At 40.2% G+C, this 18014-nt stretch carries 16 protein-coding genes and 1 pseudogene; 7 read left to right on the top strand and 10 right to left on the bottom strand.

The genetic code is table 11. The annotated features are described in order from the left end of the window. Window positions 1-33 precede the first annotated feature (33 nt). Complete coding sequence (locus tag AB3Y88_RS08100; RefSeq protein ID WP_228890206.1) at window positions 34-1074, bottom strand: zinc-binding dehydrogenase; 1041 nt, start codon at window positions 1072-1074, stop codon at window positions 34-36. A 191-nt stretch (window positions 1075-1265) separates the two neighbouring features. Here AB3Y88_RS08100 and AB3Y88_RS08095 point away from each other — a divergent pair, with 191 nt between their 5' ends. Beyond that, window positions 1266-2150 (top strand): LysR family transcriptional regulator, encoded by an 885-nt coding sequence (locus AB3Y88_RS08095; protein WP_228890209.1) that lies wholly within the window; start codon window positions 1266-1268, stop codon window positions 2148-2150. A gap of 83 nt (window positions 2151-2233) precedes the next feature. Here AB3Y88_RS08095 and AB3Y88_RS08090 read toward each other — a convergent pair whose 3' ends face one another. The 6 genes and pseudogenes from AB3Y88_RS08090 to AB3Y88_RS08065 all read right to left on the bottom strand — a co-directional run bounded on the left by AB3Y88_RS08090 (window position 2234) and on the right by AB3Y88_RS08065 (window position 9587). Then, complete coding sequence (locus AB3Y88_RS08090) at window positions 2234-2371, bottom strand: hypothetical protein (RefSeq protein WP_228890212.1); 138 nt, start codon at window positions 2369-2371, stop codon at window positions 2234-2236. 194 nt (window positions 2372-2565) lie between these two features. Next, a pseudogene (locus AB3Y88_RS08085) lies at window positions 2566-4200 on the bottom strand (IS1182 family transposase). 178 nt (window positions 4201-4378) lie between these two features. Continuing rightward, window positions 4379-5065, bottom strand: a complete 687-nt coding sequence (locus AB3Y88_RS08080; protein WP_228890171.1) for a 2,3-diphosphoglycerate-dependent phosphoglycerate mutase — start codon at window positions 5063-5065, stop codon at window positions 4379-4381. A gap of 117 nt (window positions 5066-5182) precedes the next feature. Continuing rightward, entirely contained in the window at window positions 5183-6364 is a 1182-nt protein-coding gene (locus AB3Y88_RS08075; RefSeq protein WP_228890173.1) for a MalY/PatB family protein, read from the bottom strand. Window positions 6365-6377: 13 nt separating this feature from the next. Then, a complete protein-coding gene (locus AB3Y88_RS08070; protein ID WP_056961636.1) occupies window positions 6378-7433 on the bottom strand; it encodes an AI-2E family transporter in 1056 nt (351 codons plus the stop codon). Between the two features lie 231 nt (window positions 7434-7664). Continuing rightward, window positions 7665-9587 carry a fructose-bisphosphatase class III gene (locus tag AB3Y88_RS08065; RefSeq protein WP_056961638.1) on the bottom strand — a complete coding sequence of 641 codons (1923 nt, stop codon included), beginning with the start codon at window positions 9585-9587 and terminating at the stop codon, window positions 7665-7667. A 270-nt stretch (window positions 9588-9857) separates the two neighbouring features. Between AB3Y88_RS08065 and AB3Y88_RS08060 the strand changes: the two genes are divergently transcribed. Further along, window positions 9858-10166 carry a hypothetical protein gene (locus tag AB3Y88_RS08060; protein WP_054755807.1) on the top strand — a complete coding sequence of 103 codons (309 nt, stop codon included), beginning with the start codon at window positions 9858-9860 and terminating at the stop codon, window positions 10164-10166. 435 nt (window positions 10167-10601) lie between these two features. Continuing rightward, complete coding sequence (locus AB3Y88_RS08055; protein ID WP_228890176.1) at window positions 10602-11702, top strand: glycosyltransferase; 1101 nt, start codon at window positions 10602-10604, stop codon at window positions 11700-11702. A 299-nt stretch (window positions 11703-12001) separates the two neighbouring features. Here the strand turns inward: AB3Y88_RS08055 and AB3Y88_RS08050 are convergent, their stop codons facing one another. Continuing rightward, window positions 12002-12409 (bottom strand): iron-sulfur cluster biosynthesis family protein, encoded by a 408-nt coding sequence (locus tag AB3Y88_RS08050; RefSeq protein WP_056961641.1) that lies wholly within the window; start codon window positions 12407-12409, stop codon window positions 12002-12004. A gap of 108 nt (window positions 12410-12517) precedes the next feature. On the opposite strand from AB3Y88_RS08050, the gene AB3Y88_RS08045 reads away from it, so the two are divergent. The 3 genes from AB3Y88_RS08045 to AB3Y88_RS08035 are packed head-to-tail and all read left to right on the top strand — an operon-like array spanning window position 12518 to window position 14231. After that, a complete protein-coding gene (locus AB3Y88_RS08045; RefSeq protein ID WP_056961643.1) occupies window positions 12518-13243 on the top strand; it encodes a Sir2 family NAD-dependent protein deacetylase in 726 nt (241 codons plus the stop codon). 17 nt (window positions 13244-13260) lie between these two features. After that, window positions 13261-13698 (top strand): MarR family winged helix-turn-helix transcriptional regulator, encoded by a 438-nt coding sequence (locus AB3Y88_RS08040; RefSeq protein WP_056961645.1) that lies wholly within the window; start codon window positions 13261-13263, stop codon window positions 13696-13698. Next, a complete protein-coding gene (locus tag AB3Y88_RS08035) occupies window positions 13695-14231 on the top strand; it encodes a GNAT family N-acetyltransferase (protein WP_228888838.1) in 537 nt (178 codons plus the stop codon). The genes AB3Y88_RS08040 and AB3Y88_RS08035 overlap by 4 nt, the downstream gene beginning before the upstream one ends. Before the next feature lie 157 nt (window positions 14232-14388). On the opposite strand, the gene AB3Y88_RS08030 is transcribed toward AB3Y88_RS08035, so the two are convergent. Beyond that, window positions 14389-15405 carry a zinc-binding alcohol dehydrogenase family protein gene (locus AB3Y88_RS08030; RefSeq protein ID WP_056961694.1) on the bottom strand — a complete coding sequence of 339 codons (1017 nt, stop codon included), beginning with the start codon at window positions 15403-15405 and terminating at the stop codon, window positions 14389-14391. A 167-nt stretch (window positions 15406-15572) separates the two neighbouring features. Here AB3Y88_RS08030 and AB3Y88_RS08025 point away from each other — a divergent pair, with 167 nt between their 5' ends. Further along, window positions 15573-15947, top strand: coding sequence for a helix-turn-helix domain-containing protein (locus AB3Y88_RS08025; RefSeq protein WP_228888835.1), 375 nt, complete (start codon window positions 15573-15575; stop codon window positions 15945-15947). A gap of 858 nt (window positions 15948-16805) precedes the next feature. Here the strand turns inward: AB3Y88_RS08025 and AB3Y88_RS08020 are convergent. Further along, entirely contained in the window at window positions 16806-17876 is a 1071-nt protein-coding gene (locus AB3Y88_RS08020; protein ID WP_228888833.1) for a 2,3-butanediol dehydrogenase, read from the bottom strand. Between the last annotated feature and the right edge of the window lie 138 nt (window positions 17877-18014).

Raw genomic sequence — 18014 nt, 5'->3', positions numbered from 1 at the left:
TCCTCCATTTCTATATAGCTTTTCTAAATTAACTTAATCAACAACTACATAAGACTTAATAGCTTCTCGCTTATCCATTGCTTGATATGCAGCATTGATATCATCAAGTTTAAAGGTCTTGGTAAAAACTTTGCCTGGATGAATTTCTCCCTTAAGCACAGCCTCTAATAATATCTTTTTATCGTAAGTCGTGACTGATGCTGGTCCACCAGCAATTATTGTATTACGAAAGAATACGGGTGTCAGATCCATTTCTGGGTTGTGTGGTACCCCTACGCGACCAACTGTAGCACCTGGTCTTCCTGATTTAATCGCAGTATCCACCGATTGCTCTGTGCCAACACATTCAAGAACCGCATCAGCACCTTCACCATTGGTTAATGCCATAACTTTTTCTACACCAGCATTGCCACGTTCAGCAACAATGTCTGTGGCACCGAAATCGGTAGCTAGTTTTTGTCGATCTTCATGTCGACTCATTGCAATAATTCGCTTAGCACCGCGCATTTTTGCAGATATAATTCCGCATAGGCCAACTGCACCATCACCAACAACCACAACTGTATCACCAGGTTTAACATTCGCAACTCTGGCAGCATGATAACCAGTTGCCATAACATCAGCTAACGTAAGCAAAGACTTTAACATTTCTTCACTATAGTTTTCTGGTTTTCCAGGAATTTTGATTAGTGACCATTCACCGTGTTGATAACGCATATACTGGGCTTGAGAACCAGTACTAAAGTTATCTTCATGGTTTAAGCAACCACCTTCAAATCCAGCTCGACAGGCAGCACAGTGACCACAGCCATGGGTAAATGGTGCAATTACGAAATCACCCGGTATCAGTGTAGTAATAGCCTCACCAACTTGCTCGACAATGCCAATCGCTTCATGTCCTGTATTTTGAGAATGGGGAGCCATTTGATCTTGACCACGATATCCCCATAAATCAGAACCACAAACGCAGGCACGAACAACACGTATGATAACATCATCTGATGCTTGAATTTTAGGCATATCAACGTCTTCAATAACTACTTGGCCGGGCTTCAAAAAAATTGTATCTTTCATTATATATATTCCTCCTTGAATCTTTATTAATTTCAACAACAATGTATCATCATGAGTTCTATTGTTTATTACTGGTTTTTAAACTCAACCAGTTTATTTACTCTAAGCTAAGAATAGTTCAAAGGAAGCATTTCTGTCTAATGCTTATAATGAATGCTATACTATAGAAAATTATTATGGGAGGAATTTCAATGGAACTACGTGTCCTTCGTTATTTTATAACAGTTGTTAATGAACGAAATATTTCTAGGGCTGCAAACAAATTGCATGTTTCTCAACCGACTATTTCCCGCCAAATCAAGGATCTTGAAAATGAATTAGGTGTAATTTTACTTGAACGTGGTAGCCGCTCAATCGAGCTAACACCAGCTGGTAGCTATTTTGCAAATCAAGCACGCCAAATCATTACACTCGCGGATAAGACAATAGTCAACATTCAACAGACTGCGGAAGTCAGTGGTAGTATTATGATTGGTAGCGCCGAAGCCCCTATGATGACGACAATCGCAAAGGCAGTTAAAACCTTGACGACTATTGCACCAAAAGTAACCGCAAATATTTATAGTACTGATGCTGATGATGTTCACCAAAGACTGAACAACGGGATTTTTGATTTTGGTGTCGTCATGGACCAGACTGATAAAGCCGATTATCATTTTCTAAATCTACCTGGAACCACTACTTGGGGTGTGCTCATTAAAAAAGATTCCCCATTAGCGCAACAACCAGCAATCACGGCTGAAGACTTACGTAATCAGACCTTGATTATGCCTCAACAACAAGGAACCCAAAATGTTTTTGCAAATTGGTTGGGCAGTAGCGATATAACCCTTGTGCCTATCTCCACTTACAATTTGCTTTATAACGCGTCAGTTATGGCTTCAATTGGTGTAGGAACCGTTATTTGTTTATCAGGTATTATCAATACTGCCAATACTGATTTAATATTTTTACCCTTAGCACCACGTCTTGAGGCACACGCAAGTTTGATCTGGTCAAAGCTAAATCCACTGTCTGCAGCTGCTAATGCTTTCTTAGAAACACTCACAAAATTATTACCAAATGATAATCAATAATTATTGTTCAAGGGTAATATGATGTAATCAATATGCCTTGTCACAATCTGATACTTAGTCATCAACTCACGCAAAGAGTTGCGCTAATAAAATAGATGAAGTTCAATTTGATTAATTGCAGGAATAACATTGAATGGCCCTAATAGGTCAACCAATTGATCTGGTAGAAAGTTGCACACTTCAATTGCGTGAATTTTATCCATCCGATATAATTCTTCCATAGCGCGCCGGCTACCATAATAATTCCCGTAAGGCATATGAATCAAATACAAATCCAAATAATCGATCTGTTGCTTAATAACTATATTTATTTTGGAGGTCCTAGTAAAAAACGGCACAACTGTCTGTTCAACATAATAAGACAGCCACTAATCGTAGCATTGTACTAATGAGTGTAACAACAAAAGGGGCTGGGTCAAAAGTCCTCTAAAATAAAAGAGATTGTCGAAAATCGTTCTGGGATTTTCGACAATCTCTTCTTTGGTTTTAAAAAACAAGTATAATTGGTGACTCTTGCCACCAATTTCCTGATATTCATCGCTACCAAGGCAATTCCTACTTCCTTTTTTACTTTTTTGAGGCATCTAACCATAAATCTTTTGAAGCCTAAACAAGCCTTCAATCCGCCAAAAACTGATTCGACATCAATTTTACGTTGTCCATAAATGGAACCAGTTTGAGGATTTGAAAACAATGCTCGTTCTTTAGCTTTGAAATATTCCCAAGTTTCATTAATCTTTATTTTACGAAGCTTTCCACCGCTGGTGAAAGCCTGTTGGTCAACTTGAAAAGTATCATTGTATTTATTCGCTATATATTCCTTAAATTCACGTTCAAAACCATACTTATCTTTGCGTTTGCGATAAGCATGAAAACTAAATCTAACTCCTTGTGGGTCGATAAAATAGTCATCTTTAGGATGGTATTTCCAATTCATAACCTTGCGGTCATCACTCTGCCATTTTCGACTATTTTCTTTAAGCATTGTCCCATATGGGATCAGTACCGTGTGTTCCGGCAGCTCATCTTCAAGATACTGGTAGTTTGGTTCTGAACCATATCCTGCATCAGCTACAACGTATCTACCTAAAGTTCCAGCTTGTTTTTGTTGCTGCAAAAAGGGAATTAGCGTTTTGGTATCTCCTGGATTTTGAAAAATACTGAAGGCAGTCACAAACTGTCCACTCGTGGCGATTTGAAGATTATAAGCAGGTTTTAGCTGCCCATTAAGCATCGGATCTTCCTTAACACGCATAAAAGTTGCATCATGATCTGTCTTCGAATAACTATTACGTTTACCGTAAATTCCAAGTTGGTTTTTATGTTCTAGTAACTTTGCTTGACGTAACTTAAGTTTTCGCTTTACTGATTTCAATTTTCGCCGTCTGGCCTTATCAGGATTTGGGGAAATATGGTCTTTTTCAATTTATTTATCCAGATCTTCTAAGCTATTCTCTAAGCGCAGAATAACTTCATCTAACATTTCTAGACTAAGTTCAGTTCCTGCTGGAATTTGGCAATTAAATTTCGCCACTTTTAATTCCTGCAAAAGAGACACAATCGCGGCGCGATTGAGTTTATCAAACCGTACCGTATTTTTACGCCAAACAAAACTATACTTATTGGCATCTGCTAGAATTTTGGTTCCATCAATAAAGGTTACTTCGGTAATCAAATTGTGTTGACGTAAAAACTTAGTTAGCTTCTGAAGACATTGATTTAACAAAACTTCAACCTCAGTTGAAACACGGAAACGACAAATTGTACGGTAAGCCGGCACTTGTTCCTGCGTTAACCAACGAGCTGCGAGATTCTCCTCTGCCAGAGTAGTAATCTGACGACTACTAAAAATTCCTTTGGTATACGCGAATATAATTAATTTTAAAAGAACACGCAAGTCATATTTACGTGGACGTCCAAAAAGGTAGTGATCATTGAGTTCGAGTGACTCAACGATTTTGTTAATCATCCGGGCAGGATGATTTTCTTTTGGCTCCCAAGCAGTTGAAATACTCAGTACGGTCTGATTTATGTTATAATTACTGTGCATTTTGATTATCCTTTCGTAAGGGTATTGTTTTTAAAAGTGTTGGGTGCGACCAATGCTTTTTTATTTTCTATTATATCAGAAGAGCTTCGCCAGAAAAATTACTACTTTTTCTGGCGAAGCTCTTTATTTTGGGACTTTTGACCCAGCCCCTTATTTTATTATATTCGATATGTTGACTTTAAAGTTTTTCTTTCTTAATAACCTGTAACTTGTCATCCAAGTCATAAACAACTGGCTGACCAGTTGCCATTTCAACACCCATGATATCTTCGTCTGAGATACCTTCGATGTATTTTGTGAGAGCACGTAATGAGTTACCATGTGCTGCGATGATAACGTTTTTGCCATCTAACAATTTAGGTGCAATTTGGTCTTCCCAGAATGGGATTACACGTTCCAAAGTAACTTTCAGGTTTTCGCCACCTGGAATTGCACGTGGATCCAAGTCTGCGTAACGGCGATCCTTTGCTGCAGAACCTTCGTCATCAGCACTCAATAATGGAGGCAAAACATCGTAAGAACGACGCCAGATGTGAACCTGTTCGTCACCGTATTTTTCAGCAGCCTTTGCTTTGTTTTTGGCCTGCAATGCACCATAATGACGTTCGTTCAAACGCCAGGTCTTAACTTCAGGAACCCAAAGTTGATCTGATTCTTCCAAAGCATAGTGCAAAGTCTTGATTGCACGTGTCAAAACTGATGTATAAGCTTGGTCAAATTCAAGACCTGCTTCTTTAATCTTACGTCCTGCTTCTTTGGCTTCTTCTACACCTTTTTCACTTAAGTCAACATCTACCCAACCAGTGAAAAGGTTTTTCAAGTTCCATTCACTTTGTCCGTGACGAATAAAAACTAATTTTGTCATAGTTAGCGAAAACCTCTTTCATATTTGATTTGTTTACACATCACATTTTACACTGAAACGCTGAAAATTCATAGTACAACTAGTACCAAATTATGAAAAGCCCTAGTCAAGGCTGTTTCACGCTTGGATAGCCGCACATAAGGCTGCTACAGCCTTTTCGATATTAGCTGGCGGAGTCGCTAAGTTAATTCGAATAAACCCCTTACCCACAGGCCCAAATTCTTCGCCAAAATCGACAGCCAGCCGCGCCTGATGCTTAATAACCCACTCCAGCTTGTCAACAGGCACTACTTGGGACAAATCGACCCAGGCTAGATAAGTTCCTTCAAGCTCATAAACTGTCAGTTGTGGAAATGCGGTTGTCAAAGTTTTTTTGAGATACTCATAATTATGCTTCACGACTGCGAGCATTCCGGCAAGCCATGTTGCACCTGTGCGATAGGCCGCTTCGTCTGCAACTTGACCAAGTAAGCTGCCGCTTGGCGCATGTAACCGTGCAACGCAGTGATCATAACGTTCACGCAACTGCGGGTTAGGAATCACGACATGGCTATTTTGCAGCGCCGCCAGGTTAAACGTTTTAGAAGCAGAATCGAGCATTACTAGATTGTCTCTGTAGTAACCTTCCTTAATAGAAAGTGCTGAAATAAACGGACGCTTGCCGACGATCAAATCATGATGAATCTCATCTGAAACCAGCAAGACTTTTTCCTGACGACAAATTTCTAGCAGCTCTGCTAATTCTGTGCTGCTCCAGACACGCCCCACTGGATTATGCGGTGAACACAGCAATAAAAGCTTGACTTCTTTGGCTTGAAGCTTAGCCTGGATATCCGCCAAATCCATTTCATAGTGCGTCCCATTGCGTTTTAGGTTTGAGATAACAGGAATGCGCTGATTGTCTGTAATCACACTTAAAAAGGGCGCATACACCGGCTGGAGAATCATCACCGCGTCACCCGGTTCTGTTAGACAAGTTACCAAGGTACTGAGAGATTGAACAACCCCAGTCCCGAAACGCAGCCAATCATGTTCTAACTCGGTTCCATAACGTGTTTGCTGCCACTTAAAATAAGCTTCGTAATAACTTTCTGGTGTCAGTGAATAACCGTATGCACCATGCGCAATTCTGTTTTGCAGTGCTTCCGTAACTGCTTCAGGTACTTTAAACTCGGTGTCTGCTACCCACAGCGGCAACAAATCATTTGTCCCGTACTTTTCTTGCATCCCGTCCCACTTCACTGAGGAAGTATGGCGACGTTCAACTGCATACTTTGCCACAAATTCAGTTAGTTCCATTTAAAGATTCTCCTTACTCTGACTTCAATTTTTTCCTGATATCCTTAAGTCGATTTTTACGCGTTTTAATAGGTTTGACCCCTAAGATATCTAATAGGAAGGTGAAGATTGGAATTCCAACAATCAGCCCCCACACCCCGAACAATTCCTCTGAAATAAAGAGCACCACAAAGGTATAGAAAATTGGTAGCTCAGTTTTATTTGACATTAACTTAGGATTCAAGACATAGGCTTCAATCGAATGAATTACAAATAACATTGCGACAATGTAGACTACATAGCGCAAACCGCCTACCGAATAGCCAATAATGGCCATTGGAATTGCCGAAATGATTACACCCGCTACCGGAATAAGACTCATAATAAAAATCAGCAATGATAAGCTGAACAGTTGCGGCATTTGTAAAATTGCCAAACAGATCGTCGTGAGCGTTGTATTCACAATTGCGATCATAAACTGCGTCTCAAGGACAATTCCAAAGGTATTCACGAACTTGTCTGCAAAAAAATAAATATCTTGGAAGAACCATGCATTCGGTCCGCTCAAAAAGCTTTTGGAAAAGCTGTACATTCTACTTTTTTCGATCGTAAAGAAAAAGCTGAGGATCAAAGATAGCACAAAGGTTACACCCATTGTTCCAACACTCGTGACGTATTTCAGTAACAATGTCACGCCATTTTTCATCTGTGCGGCAATGGTTGAGTCGCTAATCATACTACTAACGTATTTCAAAATCGCATTGCCATCAACTGAAGGACGTTGATAAAAGCTGATTAAATAGCGCACCATTGCTTCTGTCTGGGCAAAAAGCTTCGGTAAATAAAAGGTAATGGCTAAGTACAGCATCCCGACGATCAACAGATAGACCACCGTGACAATTACCGGCGCCGGAATCTTAATATGTCTTCTAATAAATGCAGTTAAGCTGACCACTAAAAAGGTAAAGATAAACGTCAATAAAATTAAGTTCATCATCACACGCATTTCATAGAGCACAAAGATGACTACCAATAATACAACTGTCCGCCTAAGTTTAATGTTTGCCAAAAACTTTTCCCATACTCCCAAAAAAAACACTCCCCGTTTCCATTGATACTCTTATTGTAACTGAAAATAACATAAAAAGCCGCTCGACTTCAGTTAAAAGCCAAACTTTATAAAAACTAAATTTTTTATTAAATTCAAAAAAGCTATGCCTACATTGGACTTTTCCTCCAACTTGCCATAGCTGCTCCGCACAAAATTTGTGGTTCCAATCTGAATATCACGACTGCTTTCAAGCTTTTTAGGCAGCGCTGTTTACTTATCATATTCACCTAACAATTCACGTAACAATTGCAGATTTTCTTTAATTTGTTTACCAATATCCGTATCTGCAACCGTTTGACGTTTGATTTCCTGGTTAACCACTCGTTTTGTAGAGATAATGTCACGCCCATTTTTGATTGCATCTTCTCTTGTTGTGAAGGGATGATGGGTAACTAGTTGCAAGCCATAAGAGTTATACAACAACGTATACCCCCCGATTCCAGTCGTTGGTTGATAAGCTTTAGAGTAGCCCCCGTCAATCACAATCATTTTTTTGTTAGCCAAAATCGGTTGCTGTCCTTTTTTGACAGGAGTATGTCCATTAATCACATAACCAGTTTCGGGATCCAATGAAAATTCACTCATGAGTTTGCGGCAAAACCATTCTTCCTTGCGTAGCGCGAAATAAGCATTCTTACGTTCAGTATGTGTCTCAGGTGCAGCCACAAAATAGCGTGCAAAGGTGGTCATCGCATGCTTCCCAAATAACGGCGACAATGGTCCTTGCCACAGATACCAAGTCATATCAGTCGCAAAATCATCTGTAACTTCGGGATGCGCATACGCTGTCCGCAGTTCCTTTTCACAAAAATCCAATAAGGTGCGGCCAGCATATTTTTTACCCTGATAGGCAAAACTTTGAAATTCCCCATCTTTTTCAACCGGGATACATCCGTGAAATAAGAGGTTGCCGTTATAGCATTTATACATGCTGCCCTTATCCATCATAAAATCAAGATGCTTACGTAATTTAGTCGCATGCATGAAAGAATAAAGCAATGAACGCGTAATTTCTAATTCCTCTGCGTTTAATTCATAAGGATTTTTCGGATCAACCGTCCCAAAACAAGTATTTATAAGGGAGTATTTTTTCCCCTCAATCGTAACTTCTTTTTTTACCCAGTCGATTTTGTCAAGTAACGGCAATTTTTGAAGCTCAAGTTCAGGTCTGCGCTGACAAAGCTGCCCTTCAAGCTTAAACTGGATAACTGTCACTGCCTGATGAATTTGTGTAATTTGCTTTTTCTCATCTGGCAAGATAAACGAGGCATCCTCAACCGTCTTCGGTCGAAAAGCCGGAATATCATGGTAATTTTTTTCGGCAAACATTGAAAGGTGTCGCAAATTAATTCCATAAGCATCTTCAATAATAGACAAATTATTGTAACGTGCACAAATCCGCAACAGGTTCATCAAACATAAAGCAGACCCTGAGGCCGCTCCCAGCCAGAGAACATCGTGATTCCCCCATTGAATATCCAGTGAATGATAAGCCATCAGCGTCTCCATAATCTTGTCCGGTAGCGGTCCACGATCGTAAATATCACCAATTACATGCAAATGATCGACTACCAGTCGCTGAATTGTATAGCAAGTTGCAATAATGAACTTATCAGCTTGCTGCAGCTCAACTAAGTTACGTAGGATCTTATTATAATAATTCCGCTTGTCAGGTTCTTGCTGATCGTTATACAGCAATTCTTCAGTAATATAAACGAAGTTAGGATCCATGGCTTTTCTAACCTTGGAACGCGTATACTTTGTCGCCGTGATTTTCAACAATTCAATCAAGCGTGCAATTGTATTGAGGTACCATTGCTCAAGGTCATCTTGATCCTTGGTATTTTCCTTTTGAAAGGTAATCTTGTCTTCTGGATAATAGATCAGCGTGGCAAATTCTTGAATGTTTTTGGGAGTCAATCTACCACCTAAGTTTTCAACAATTTTTTGCTTGATGTTGCCTGATCCATTCCTCAGAATATGATCAAAAGCATTATATTCGCCGTGAAGATCACTGACAAAGTGTTCGGTAGCTTTTGGCAAATTCAAAATTGCCTCTAAGTTTGTGATCTCAGTAATCACATCCTGTTTTGAGGGGAATTTTTCCCGCAATAGCTCTTGTGTATACGACATACTTGAAATCTCCCTTGGCATATATTAACATTAAGTTGTTAGCGGTACCGTCAAAATTGGTACACGTTAAATATACACCATCGAAGGACAAATACCAATATTATTAAGATAAGCATTAGCACTTAATAAAGCTTACTACAGCTTAAAGATCTGCAACATTAATTAATTATACCAATTTTTAATTATTTGCGGTATTTTGATTGTAAAGCGTTTTATTAAGTGCTAATGTATACCTGTTAATTCAAGTGGACATACAAAGGAGGTCTCTTCATGGATAACACAGTGATCGAAAAAACAGAAGCACGCGCAGAGAAAAATACTGAGTGGCGTCTCTCAAATTCAGAAAATGGACATTTTCTCAACGTAGTTTTTGGTAAGGATGTCGAAGAAGCAATGAAACGTCAGCGTAACTTCTCATTCAACCGCTTTGAATCAGAACAACTTAATAATCTGCGGGCTTTAGTGCAAGAATTAGATCACGACTATGAATTAGTCTTAGATGAAAATGCCATCGGATCCGATTACATGCCGCTTGCAGCTGATGATGCTAAACAACTGCTAAAAGTAATTGTGGACTGATTAAGGATAAGTATGTTCAAAAAAGAACTTTATAATCTGGTTAAAGCTAAGTAAAAGTTCTGACAACATGGATCATCTTTAAATAAACTCAAAAGACTGAATCAAGACTCGCATTTTGATTCAGTCTTTTGAGTTTATTTTGTGATTTACAGATTAACGTACTCCCACCAGCACTTCCACAAATTATTTGTAATCAATTCTGAATTACTTAATTCAAGCCCTGCTTGCCGCTGGCGACTGTACTTCCTGCATTCTAATCAAGTTTTAGCAGATATTTGGCAGTTGTCATACTTCTACTTTAACGTGCTGCTATTTTGCAAGCAGCTGCTTGAAGGCTTATAGTAAGCGTTTACTTTGGAAAACTGTTATTATCTATAGTAACCATCAGTTGTGCTTCACTTTCCAGCTAGCTTGCTCTAATAAGGAGTGAAAATCATGAATATTTTAATCTGTACAGAGAACTTAATTATGGATGGTGTTAAACGCGTAGCAACTGTGATCGGGAATGAACTCTCCCGAAAAAATACTGTATATTACTACTCACTTTCTAGTGACCCGTCTTTTTTCTCACTCGCCGCCCCTTTACTGCATGCTGTCCATCCAGTAAACACCGGGAAAAGTTTTCGAGAAGATCGACCTTTGCAGCGTTTTACACAACAAATTACCGACTTACTGACCGTCATCAAAAAATACAAAATCACAGTTGTAATCTTGAACGCTGGGCTTTTTACCAGTTTTGCCCCTGTGCTTAAGCAGCGGCTTCCAACTGTTAAGTTGATCGCATGGTTGCACAACAACTATGAAACCTACTTGGAAAAATATTATCGTCAAATGGCACCTGAATTCATCGCCGGTTTAAATGCAGTTGACACTGTGATCGCTTTAACTGAACATGATTTAAAAAAATTCAAACAACACAATCAGCATACCCTAAAAATTTATAACCCGGTGACTTTAAAAGCACATGGCCATGCAAAACTCGTCAACCCAACCATCGCAGCCGTTTGTCGCTTAGATATTCAGCATAAGGGTTTAGATCTTTTATTAAATTTAGCTGCGCTGTTACCGACACCATGGCAAATCAAGGTTGCCGGCGATGGGCCTGAAAAAGAAGCTCTTCAAACCGCTATTACCAACCAAAAACTCTCACAAAAGATCAAGCTGACAGGTGCCTTAAATGACCTGCAGCTCCGAAAACATTACCAAAGCGCCTCGCTTTTCGTCATGACCTCACGTTGGGAAGGACTGCCGCTTGTCATTGGAGAAGCAATGGATTTTGGCCTTCCAATCGCCAGCATGTGGAATACCGGTGCCCAAGAGTATCTGCAAAATGGACAATATGGTATTTTAAGTGCCGATCATGACGTAGACAGCTTTATGCATGACCTTTCTCCGCTCCTACAAGATCTCAACTTGCGAAAACATTGGAGTAAGCTTGCCTTAACGCGTGCACAAGCCTTTCAACTCCCAACAATCGTTGCTCAATGGGAGGAGCTTTTACACAAAATGACTCCTAGCAAGTCCAGCAGCTTTTAGTCAAACTGTACCGTGGTATTTTGTGCTTTTGAAAAAACAGTTGTAGTCTAATTTAGTTTAACTTGGCTTCGCTGGTTAGCTTTGAAAAAGTTCAGCGTCCCGTTACTACTTTTGTGTATCCACTAAAGGGGCTGTGACAAAAGTTAAATTTTGTCACAGCCCCTCTTTTATTCCGGATAAACGTGTTCCATAAGTCAAAATTCTCCGTCTAACTTCGAATTACTCATAGCAAGGTACTCGCTATCTTCGTAATTTCGAGTTAGTACTCAAATTTTTTCGACTTATGTCACACTCTCCATTTAGTTTGCAATTTCGTCCATTTTCTCCATTTTAGTAAGAGGTCTTTGCTTTTCAGCCGATAGATCAATGAACGTAACATTACTAGCAATTATCCCTGTGTAATTCCCCGCAAGCAACAATGCACCGAATTTATCAACATCTAATCTGCTCTTTTCATCCAAAAATTCTTTTGAGTATCCTTTTATTAAAAACGGACCAACGTTTGTCTCAAGTGTGGTATCAAAGTCAGTTAAATCAGCAGTTCGGTTGACGACAATTAACTCGAAGTTGATTTCAAGACTACAAGTCGCCTGCACTTTAGAGTAAAGACCAACCCCATCATCAAAGCTCAGTAAAAAATGCAGGTTGTTTTGTGAAAGATATTTTTTCAATTTCTTTTTAGCAGCAGGTGTAACCGTCAAAAACATAAATTATTCCTTCTTTTGTAGTTGAATTTAGTAACACAGCACTGTACTATGTATATACATAGTATTTCTATAAATCATGCTTGTCAACTTTTTAGGAGGAGGGTTATTATGCTAATTGCACTAAAAAAATTAACTACTCTGCTTGAACAAGCCCAGCGGACAATCCTAGTTACTGGGGCAGGGATCTCAACTACCTGCGGATATCCAGGACTAGCAGCGATGAATAAAATCGCCCTAACTGATTCTGAGTTTCATGCACCAATTTTAAAGTTATTAACTAATCGATATGCGCAATCCCACCCGCAGGAGTTTTATCGCATGTATCGCAAAACCCATTTTCGGCCGCAAGCTTTGCCAAGTAGCAGCCACTTAGCCCTTGCTCACTTGGAAAAAGCAGGTCTCATAACCGGAATCATCACATTTAATCTGGACTACCTACACACACTGGCAGGTTCAAAAAAAGTTCTCGAATATTGGGGCAGTATTAATGAAAATTTTTGTGTCGCACATCATCATTCTTTTGGGTTAGAATACCTAGTAGAGCATCCTATTCCGCATTGTCCATTTGACGGTTCGCTAATCCTGCCTGTTTTCGTGTTACGTAATATGGTTGCGTTCAAAAAACGTGTAGCGGCAGGCAGAGCCCTCCTCAAAAATGCTGATTTAGTAATTATTTGCGGAACTCAACTTCATCACAATTTTCCTGAGACCGCTGCTAACATTGTAGTCATCAATGATCAGCCTCTCCGGCTGCAGCAAGAACCCGCTTTATTTATTCAAGGAAAGTTAGATTCTGTTTTTGATGCTCTTTTAACCACATTACCCTCAACCTGATGAAAGGAGCCATGTCGATGACTTTAGCAATCGAAAACTGCTTATATTTTGCCAGTAATCGCCTCGCACGAGAAACTGAAAGACTAGCAATTGCAGCTTATAAGCCCACCGGCCTCAGTCCCAGCTATAACTATATCTTAATGACACTAGCTGAAATTGGTCCACTCACATTGCATGAACTTGCTGCTAAAATGGGAATTGCCCCCTCCACGATGTCACGTTTTATTAAAAAAATGGCCGCTGACGGCTTAATCACCAAAAAAAATGGTTGGCGTAAAATTGACCTTGCTCTTTCTGAAAAGGGCAAGCAACTACTGCCGCTCACCTATGCCTGCTTCCAGCAATTAGGAAAAACTGTCACAAGACTTTCCGGGGGACTTGGGCAAAAGGAAAAGACCGTCGCTCAGCTTAACCAACAAGCGGCATTACTTAACAGAAAGAAGGAAAAACAATGACAACGCTCTTCATTAGACAGGCACGCTTACAAGACGTGGATAGCATCACTGCTTTGATTAACTCAGGTAAAAAGCTGCTAGCTGCTGATGGTATTCCACAATGGCAGGGAAACTATCCTGCAAGTGAGACTATCACAACTGATATTAGCAATCAAAGCACGTATCTACTGCTTGCCGCTGGAAAAATCTCAGGAACGGCCACCTTGCTTCAGACTGCTGAACCGAATTATCATAAAATATACGCGGGCAAATGGCAGACTGCACCTACTAATCCAACCGGTAAATATGCCACAATTCACCGGATCACTGTTGCACCTCAATATCGTGGTCAACATCTCAGTGATTTTTTCTTCAGTAATCTGTTTAGTGAAGCATTTCGTCTAGGATTTCGTGAATTGCGCATTGACACCCATGCTGAGAATACAAGAATGCAGCACATTATTGAAAAAGCCGGTTTTACTTACGCGGGAATTGTCTATCTAAATGATGATCCCCACGATCAACGCAGAGTTTACCAAATTTTTCTGGAATAAAAATCCCCTAATTCTTGAAGTCCCGCCAAGCTTAGACAGGTTGTCAAAGTTTAGGCGGGATTTTTTGCTGTATCCTTATTCCTGACAGTTCAAACTGAAAAATAGCTTTAACTGTCAGCCTCATTTCAAACAGCAGCGTGGTTTTATCAACTTATGCTTATTGCTTACAGATTACTACCTTACCCATCATATGGTTGGACTCAACTAATTCATGTGCCCTTTTTAAATTGGCAACATTAAAGGGTGAAAGCTCTTGTGTCACTGTACTTTTAATGATTCCCTGATCTAAAAGTGCAGCCATTTTTTCAAGGATCACATGCTGACTAAGCATGTCAGGTGTTTGATAATATGACTTTGTGTACATCCACTCCCACGCAAATTTCGCACGTTTTTTAGTTAATTTTTTTAGATCAAGTGGTCGTTTATTTTCAGTGATTGCTGCAATTCTGCCGCTGGGTTTAATCAATGCTGCAATTTCAGCCCAATGACCATCAAGATCGCTAAGTCCCAAAATATAATCAACATATTGATAACCTAGATTTCTAACTTCTGTGACTAAATTCTTGCGATGATTAACAGTTTGTTGCGCGCCATGCTGTTTAACCCAACGGATAGTCTCACGCCGAGAAGCACTGGCAATTACTTTTAGGCCTGCCCAATCAGCTAACTGAGTTGCAATGGAACCTACTCCACCAGCCCCATTAATAATCAAAATTGTTTTTGTCCGTTCTTTCGCTGGTCCTTGTGCAATCTCCAACTGTTCAAATAACGCTTCCCACGCTGTTAAAGAAGTAAGTGGAACTGCTGCAGCTTGAGCATCAGTCAACTTCTCAGGTGCATGTCCCACGATACGTTCATCAACCACTTGATACTCACTGTTACTTCCAGGACGTTTAAACGAGCCAGCATAAAAAACACGTTCTCCCGGTTTGAAAAGCGTGACGGCACTACCAATCTCCTTAACAATTCCGACGGCATCCCAGCCAAGTACTTTTGGTTTTTGCAAAACACCATGTCCAGTGCGGCGGACCCCAACATCGACGGGATTAACTGACACTGCGGCAACCTCCACTAATAAATCATGTTCTTGAACCTGTGGCCGCGGTACTTCAAATTCTTGGAGACTGTTTGCTGCAGTTAATGGCAAATGTTCCTTGAAACCGATGACCTTCATTGTCTTCTTCATTCAAATTCCTCCCTGTTAATCTATACAGTTATAGTAGCCCTTCTTAATAATCCTGCAATCGTGAAAAAAATGTTACTAGCAGAGTTTTATTGCTATCACGTTTTTAATTAGAGGTATAATCTATAGTTGAATTACTTTTAGAGGAGAAGATCATAATGAAGAAAAGACAGGTCTATGGTTGCCAGGCAGGTTGTCCTGTGGAGAGTACCTTGCAAATTATTTCTGGCAAGTGGAAAAGTGTGATTCTGTATCACCTCTTCAAGCAAAAGCTTTGCCATTTTGGTGAGTTGCATTCAGCGATCGCAGATTGTTCACGTAGAATGCTTGCCTTACAGTTACGGGAGCTAGAAGATGATGGAATCATCAAGAAAACTATTTTTTCGGAAATACCGCTCAGGACTGATTATACTTTAACGGAATTTGGACAAACTTTACGTCCTGTGGTTGCTTCTTTAGAGCAGTGGGGGATTCAGTATAATCGAAAAAGAAATAGAAGTGCTGACACCCAGTGTTCAACCTTCGTAGACTAAGACCTAAATTACAAAGTAACCCGCTTTTGGTTACGCGTAAGGCAGGCTTAGGCATTAGAGGTTGCTGGGGGAGCACGTTATGAAGAAGTGCGACAAGCGCCGGGAGACTTCGAGCACTAGCGCTAAATTGCAAAATAGTCGGTCTTTGACTATGCGCAATTTTTAGCTAGGCACAGAAGGCTGGTGGTTGGAGCACGTTAATAAGAAGTGCGCAAAAAGGCGGGAGGCCTTGAAGATTAGCGACAGGTAACGAGGGTAACTGCGCTTGTTACCGTTGTTACCTAAGCTAAGCATAAAGGGCTGCCTTTTGGAGCACGTTAATAAAAAGTGCCGACAAACCACCGGGAGGCCTTGAGCACTAGCACTAAATTGCAAAATAGGCGGACTGTGACTATGCGCAATTTTTAGCTAAACGTAAACAGAGCGGGGCTGTGACAGAAGTTAAATTTTGTCACAGTCCCTCTTTTGTTCCGGATAAACGTGTTCCATAAGTCAAAATTCTCCGTTTAACTTCGAATTACTCATAGCAAAGTACTCGCTATGTTCGTAATTTCGAGTTAGTACTCAAATTTTCCCGACTTATGTCGCACTCTCCTCTTTTATTCCGGATAAACATGTTCCATAAGCCAAAATTCTCCGTCTAACTTCGAATTACTCATAGCAAAGTACTCACGATGTTCGTAATTTCGGGTTAGCACTCAAATTTTCCCGCCTTATGTCACACTCTCAAGCTCTTTAATTTTATTTTGCACTCTCTAAATTAACGCTTCTAGCAAGCAAATACTGTCCAGCGCAATCAGTTTTGCCCTTAGTTTTTGAAAAATCTCACCAACTGGCAGCATTTTTTCATTTCTACCTCTAGGCTTCAGGCGATACCAAAATTTTCACCTGATCTTTTTCAGTCGCTAACGCCTTAATTCCCTTTTCTACGACTGCCGCTAATGGAATTTTTTTGGTAACAATTTTGCTAAAAAGTTCACGATGATTATTAAGAATCCCTAGTACTTCAGGATACGAATTGTTGTAGCATAATGTAGTCACGATATCGACTCCTTGCATAATAACATCGTTCGTCATGTCAACTTTAAGCGGTTTGCCAAAGAGCGCAACAATCTGCAGCGTGCCAGTCCGCTTTGTCAGCTTCAATGCATTTTCAAAGGTTGCTTGAACTCCGGCTGCCTCAAACGAAACATCGACCCCATTGGGACATTCTTTCCGAACTTCCTTTGAAACATCAACCTGATTAGGATTCAAAATTCGTTTCAGCCCCAATTCTTTGGCCTTATTCAAACGCACTTCTGAAACATCAATCACAAAAACATGGTTAGCACCTGCCAATTTCGCTAACACCGCCGTCAATAAACCAATTGGGCCGGCACCTTCTACCACAACGTCCTCACCTGCACGCAAGCTGCTTTTCTTGATTGCTTCAAACACTACAGCAGTGGGCTCAGCAAGTGCTCCTAATTCATAAGCTAAACCTTGTGGCATTTTATGGGCAAAAAATTCATCTACGTTAGCATACTCGGCAAACCCGCCATCATCTGAAAAGCCAAGGAAATTGCCGGCACCATCTTTTGCCCTTGCATTATTGCAAAAATTATAAAACCCCTTGCGGCAATTCTCGCATTTTCCACATGCAATCAGTGGCTCCACCGCAACTGCATCGCCTACCTTAAGATCCTTCACTCGATCACCGACCTTAACCACTGTGCCAGCAAATTCATGACCAAGTGTAATCGGTACTGTCTTGCCGGTTAATGGATGCGGAATAGTTGGTAACCCCCATCCCTCTAAATAAGCGTGTAGATCACTGCCACAAATTCCACAATACTTAACCTTAATTTGTACTTGATCATCCTGCGGTTCGGAAAGTGCTACATTCTCAATCCGAACATCTTCTTTTCCGTAAATTCTTGCAGCCTTCACAACAAACATCTCCCTATGTTCAATCTACAATAAATCTATGACACCTAAATGAGTGCGTTTTATGTAATCGTTTACTCGAACTGAGTATAGTTCTCCCCATCTGACTTTTCAAACAATTGAATCAGTTATTTTTCGGTT

Origin of the sequence: Liquorilactobacillus satsumensis (assembly GCF_964065465.1) — a bacterium.
In the GTDB taxonomy this organism is placed as follows: Bacteria; Bacillota; Bacilli; order Lactobacillales; family Lactobacillaceae; genus Liquorilactobacillus; species Liquorilactobacillus satsumensis.
The sequence above is the reverse complement of the archived record's forward strand: the minus strand, read 5'-3'. Positions and strand labels throughout refer to the sequence as shown.

Bases quoted from the DNA above. Each gene is read 5' to 3' on its own strand.
- AB3Y88_RS08050 (WP_056961641.1), bottom strand. From the start codon at position 12,409: ATGTTTTTGACGGTTACACCTGCTGCTAAAAAGAAATTGAAAAAATAT.
- AB3Y88_RS08060 (WP_054755807.1), top strand. From the start codon at position 9,858: ATGGATAACACAGTGATCGAAAAAACAGAAGCACGCGCAGAGAAAAAT.
- AB3Y88_RS08040 (WP_056961645.1), top strand. From the start codon at position 13,261: ATGACTTTAGCAATCGAAAACTGCTTATATTTTGCCAGTAATCGCCTC.
- AB3Y88_RS08090 (WP_228890212.1), bottom strand. From the start codon at position 2,371: ATGGAAGAATTATATCGGATGGATAAAATTCACGCAATTGAAGTGTGC.
- AB3Y88_RS08035 (WP_228888838.1), top strand. From the start codon at position 13,695: ATGACAACGCTCTTCATTAGACAGGCACGCTTACAAGACGTGGATAGC.
- AB3Y88_RS08095 (WP_228890209.1), top strand. From the start codon at position 1,266: ATGGAACTACGTGTCCTTCGTTATTTTATAACAGTTGTTAATGAACGA.
- AB3Y88_RS08080 (WP_228890171.1), bottom strand. From the start codon at position 5,065: ATGACAAAATTAGTTTTTATTCGTCACGGACAAAGTGAATGGAACTTG.
- AB3Y88_RS08045 (WP_056961643.1), top strand. From the start codon at position 12,518: ATGCTAATTGCACTAAAAAAATTAACTACTCTGCTTGAACAAGCCCAG.
- AB3Y88_RS08065 (WP_056961638.1), bottom strand. From the start codon at position 9,587: ATGTCGTATACACAAGAGCTATTGCGGGAAAAATTCCCCTCAAAACAG.
- AB3Y88_RS08025 (WP_228888835.1), top strand. From the start codon at position 15,573: ATGAAGAAAAGACAGGTCTATGGTTGCCAGGCAGGTTGTCCTGTGGAG.
- AB3Y88_RS08100 (WP_228890206.1), bottom strand. From the start codon at position 1,074: ATGAAAGATACAATTTTTTTGAAGCCCGGCCAAGTAGTTATTGAAGAC.
- AB3Y88_RS08075 (WP_228890173.1), bottom strand. From the start codon at position 6,364: ATGGAACTAACTGAATTTGTGGCAAAGTATGCAGTTGAACGTCGCCAT.
- AB3Y88_RS08030 (WP_056961694.1), bottom strand. From the start codon at position 15,405: ATGAAGGTCATCGGTTTCAAGGAACATTTGCCATTAACTGCAGCAAAC.
- AB3Y88_RS08055 (WP_228890176.1), top strand. From the start codon at position 10,602: ATGAATATTTTAATCTGTACAGAGAACTTAATTATGGATGGTGTTAAA.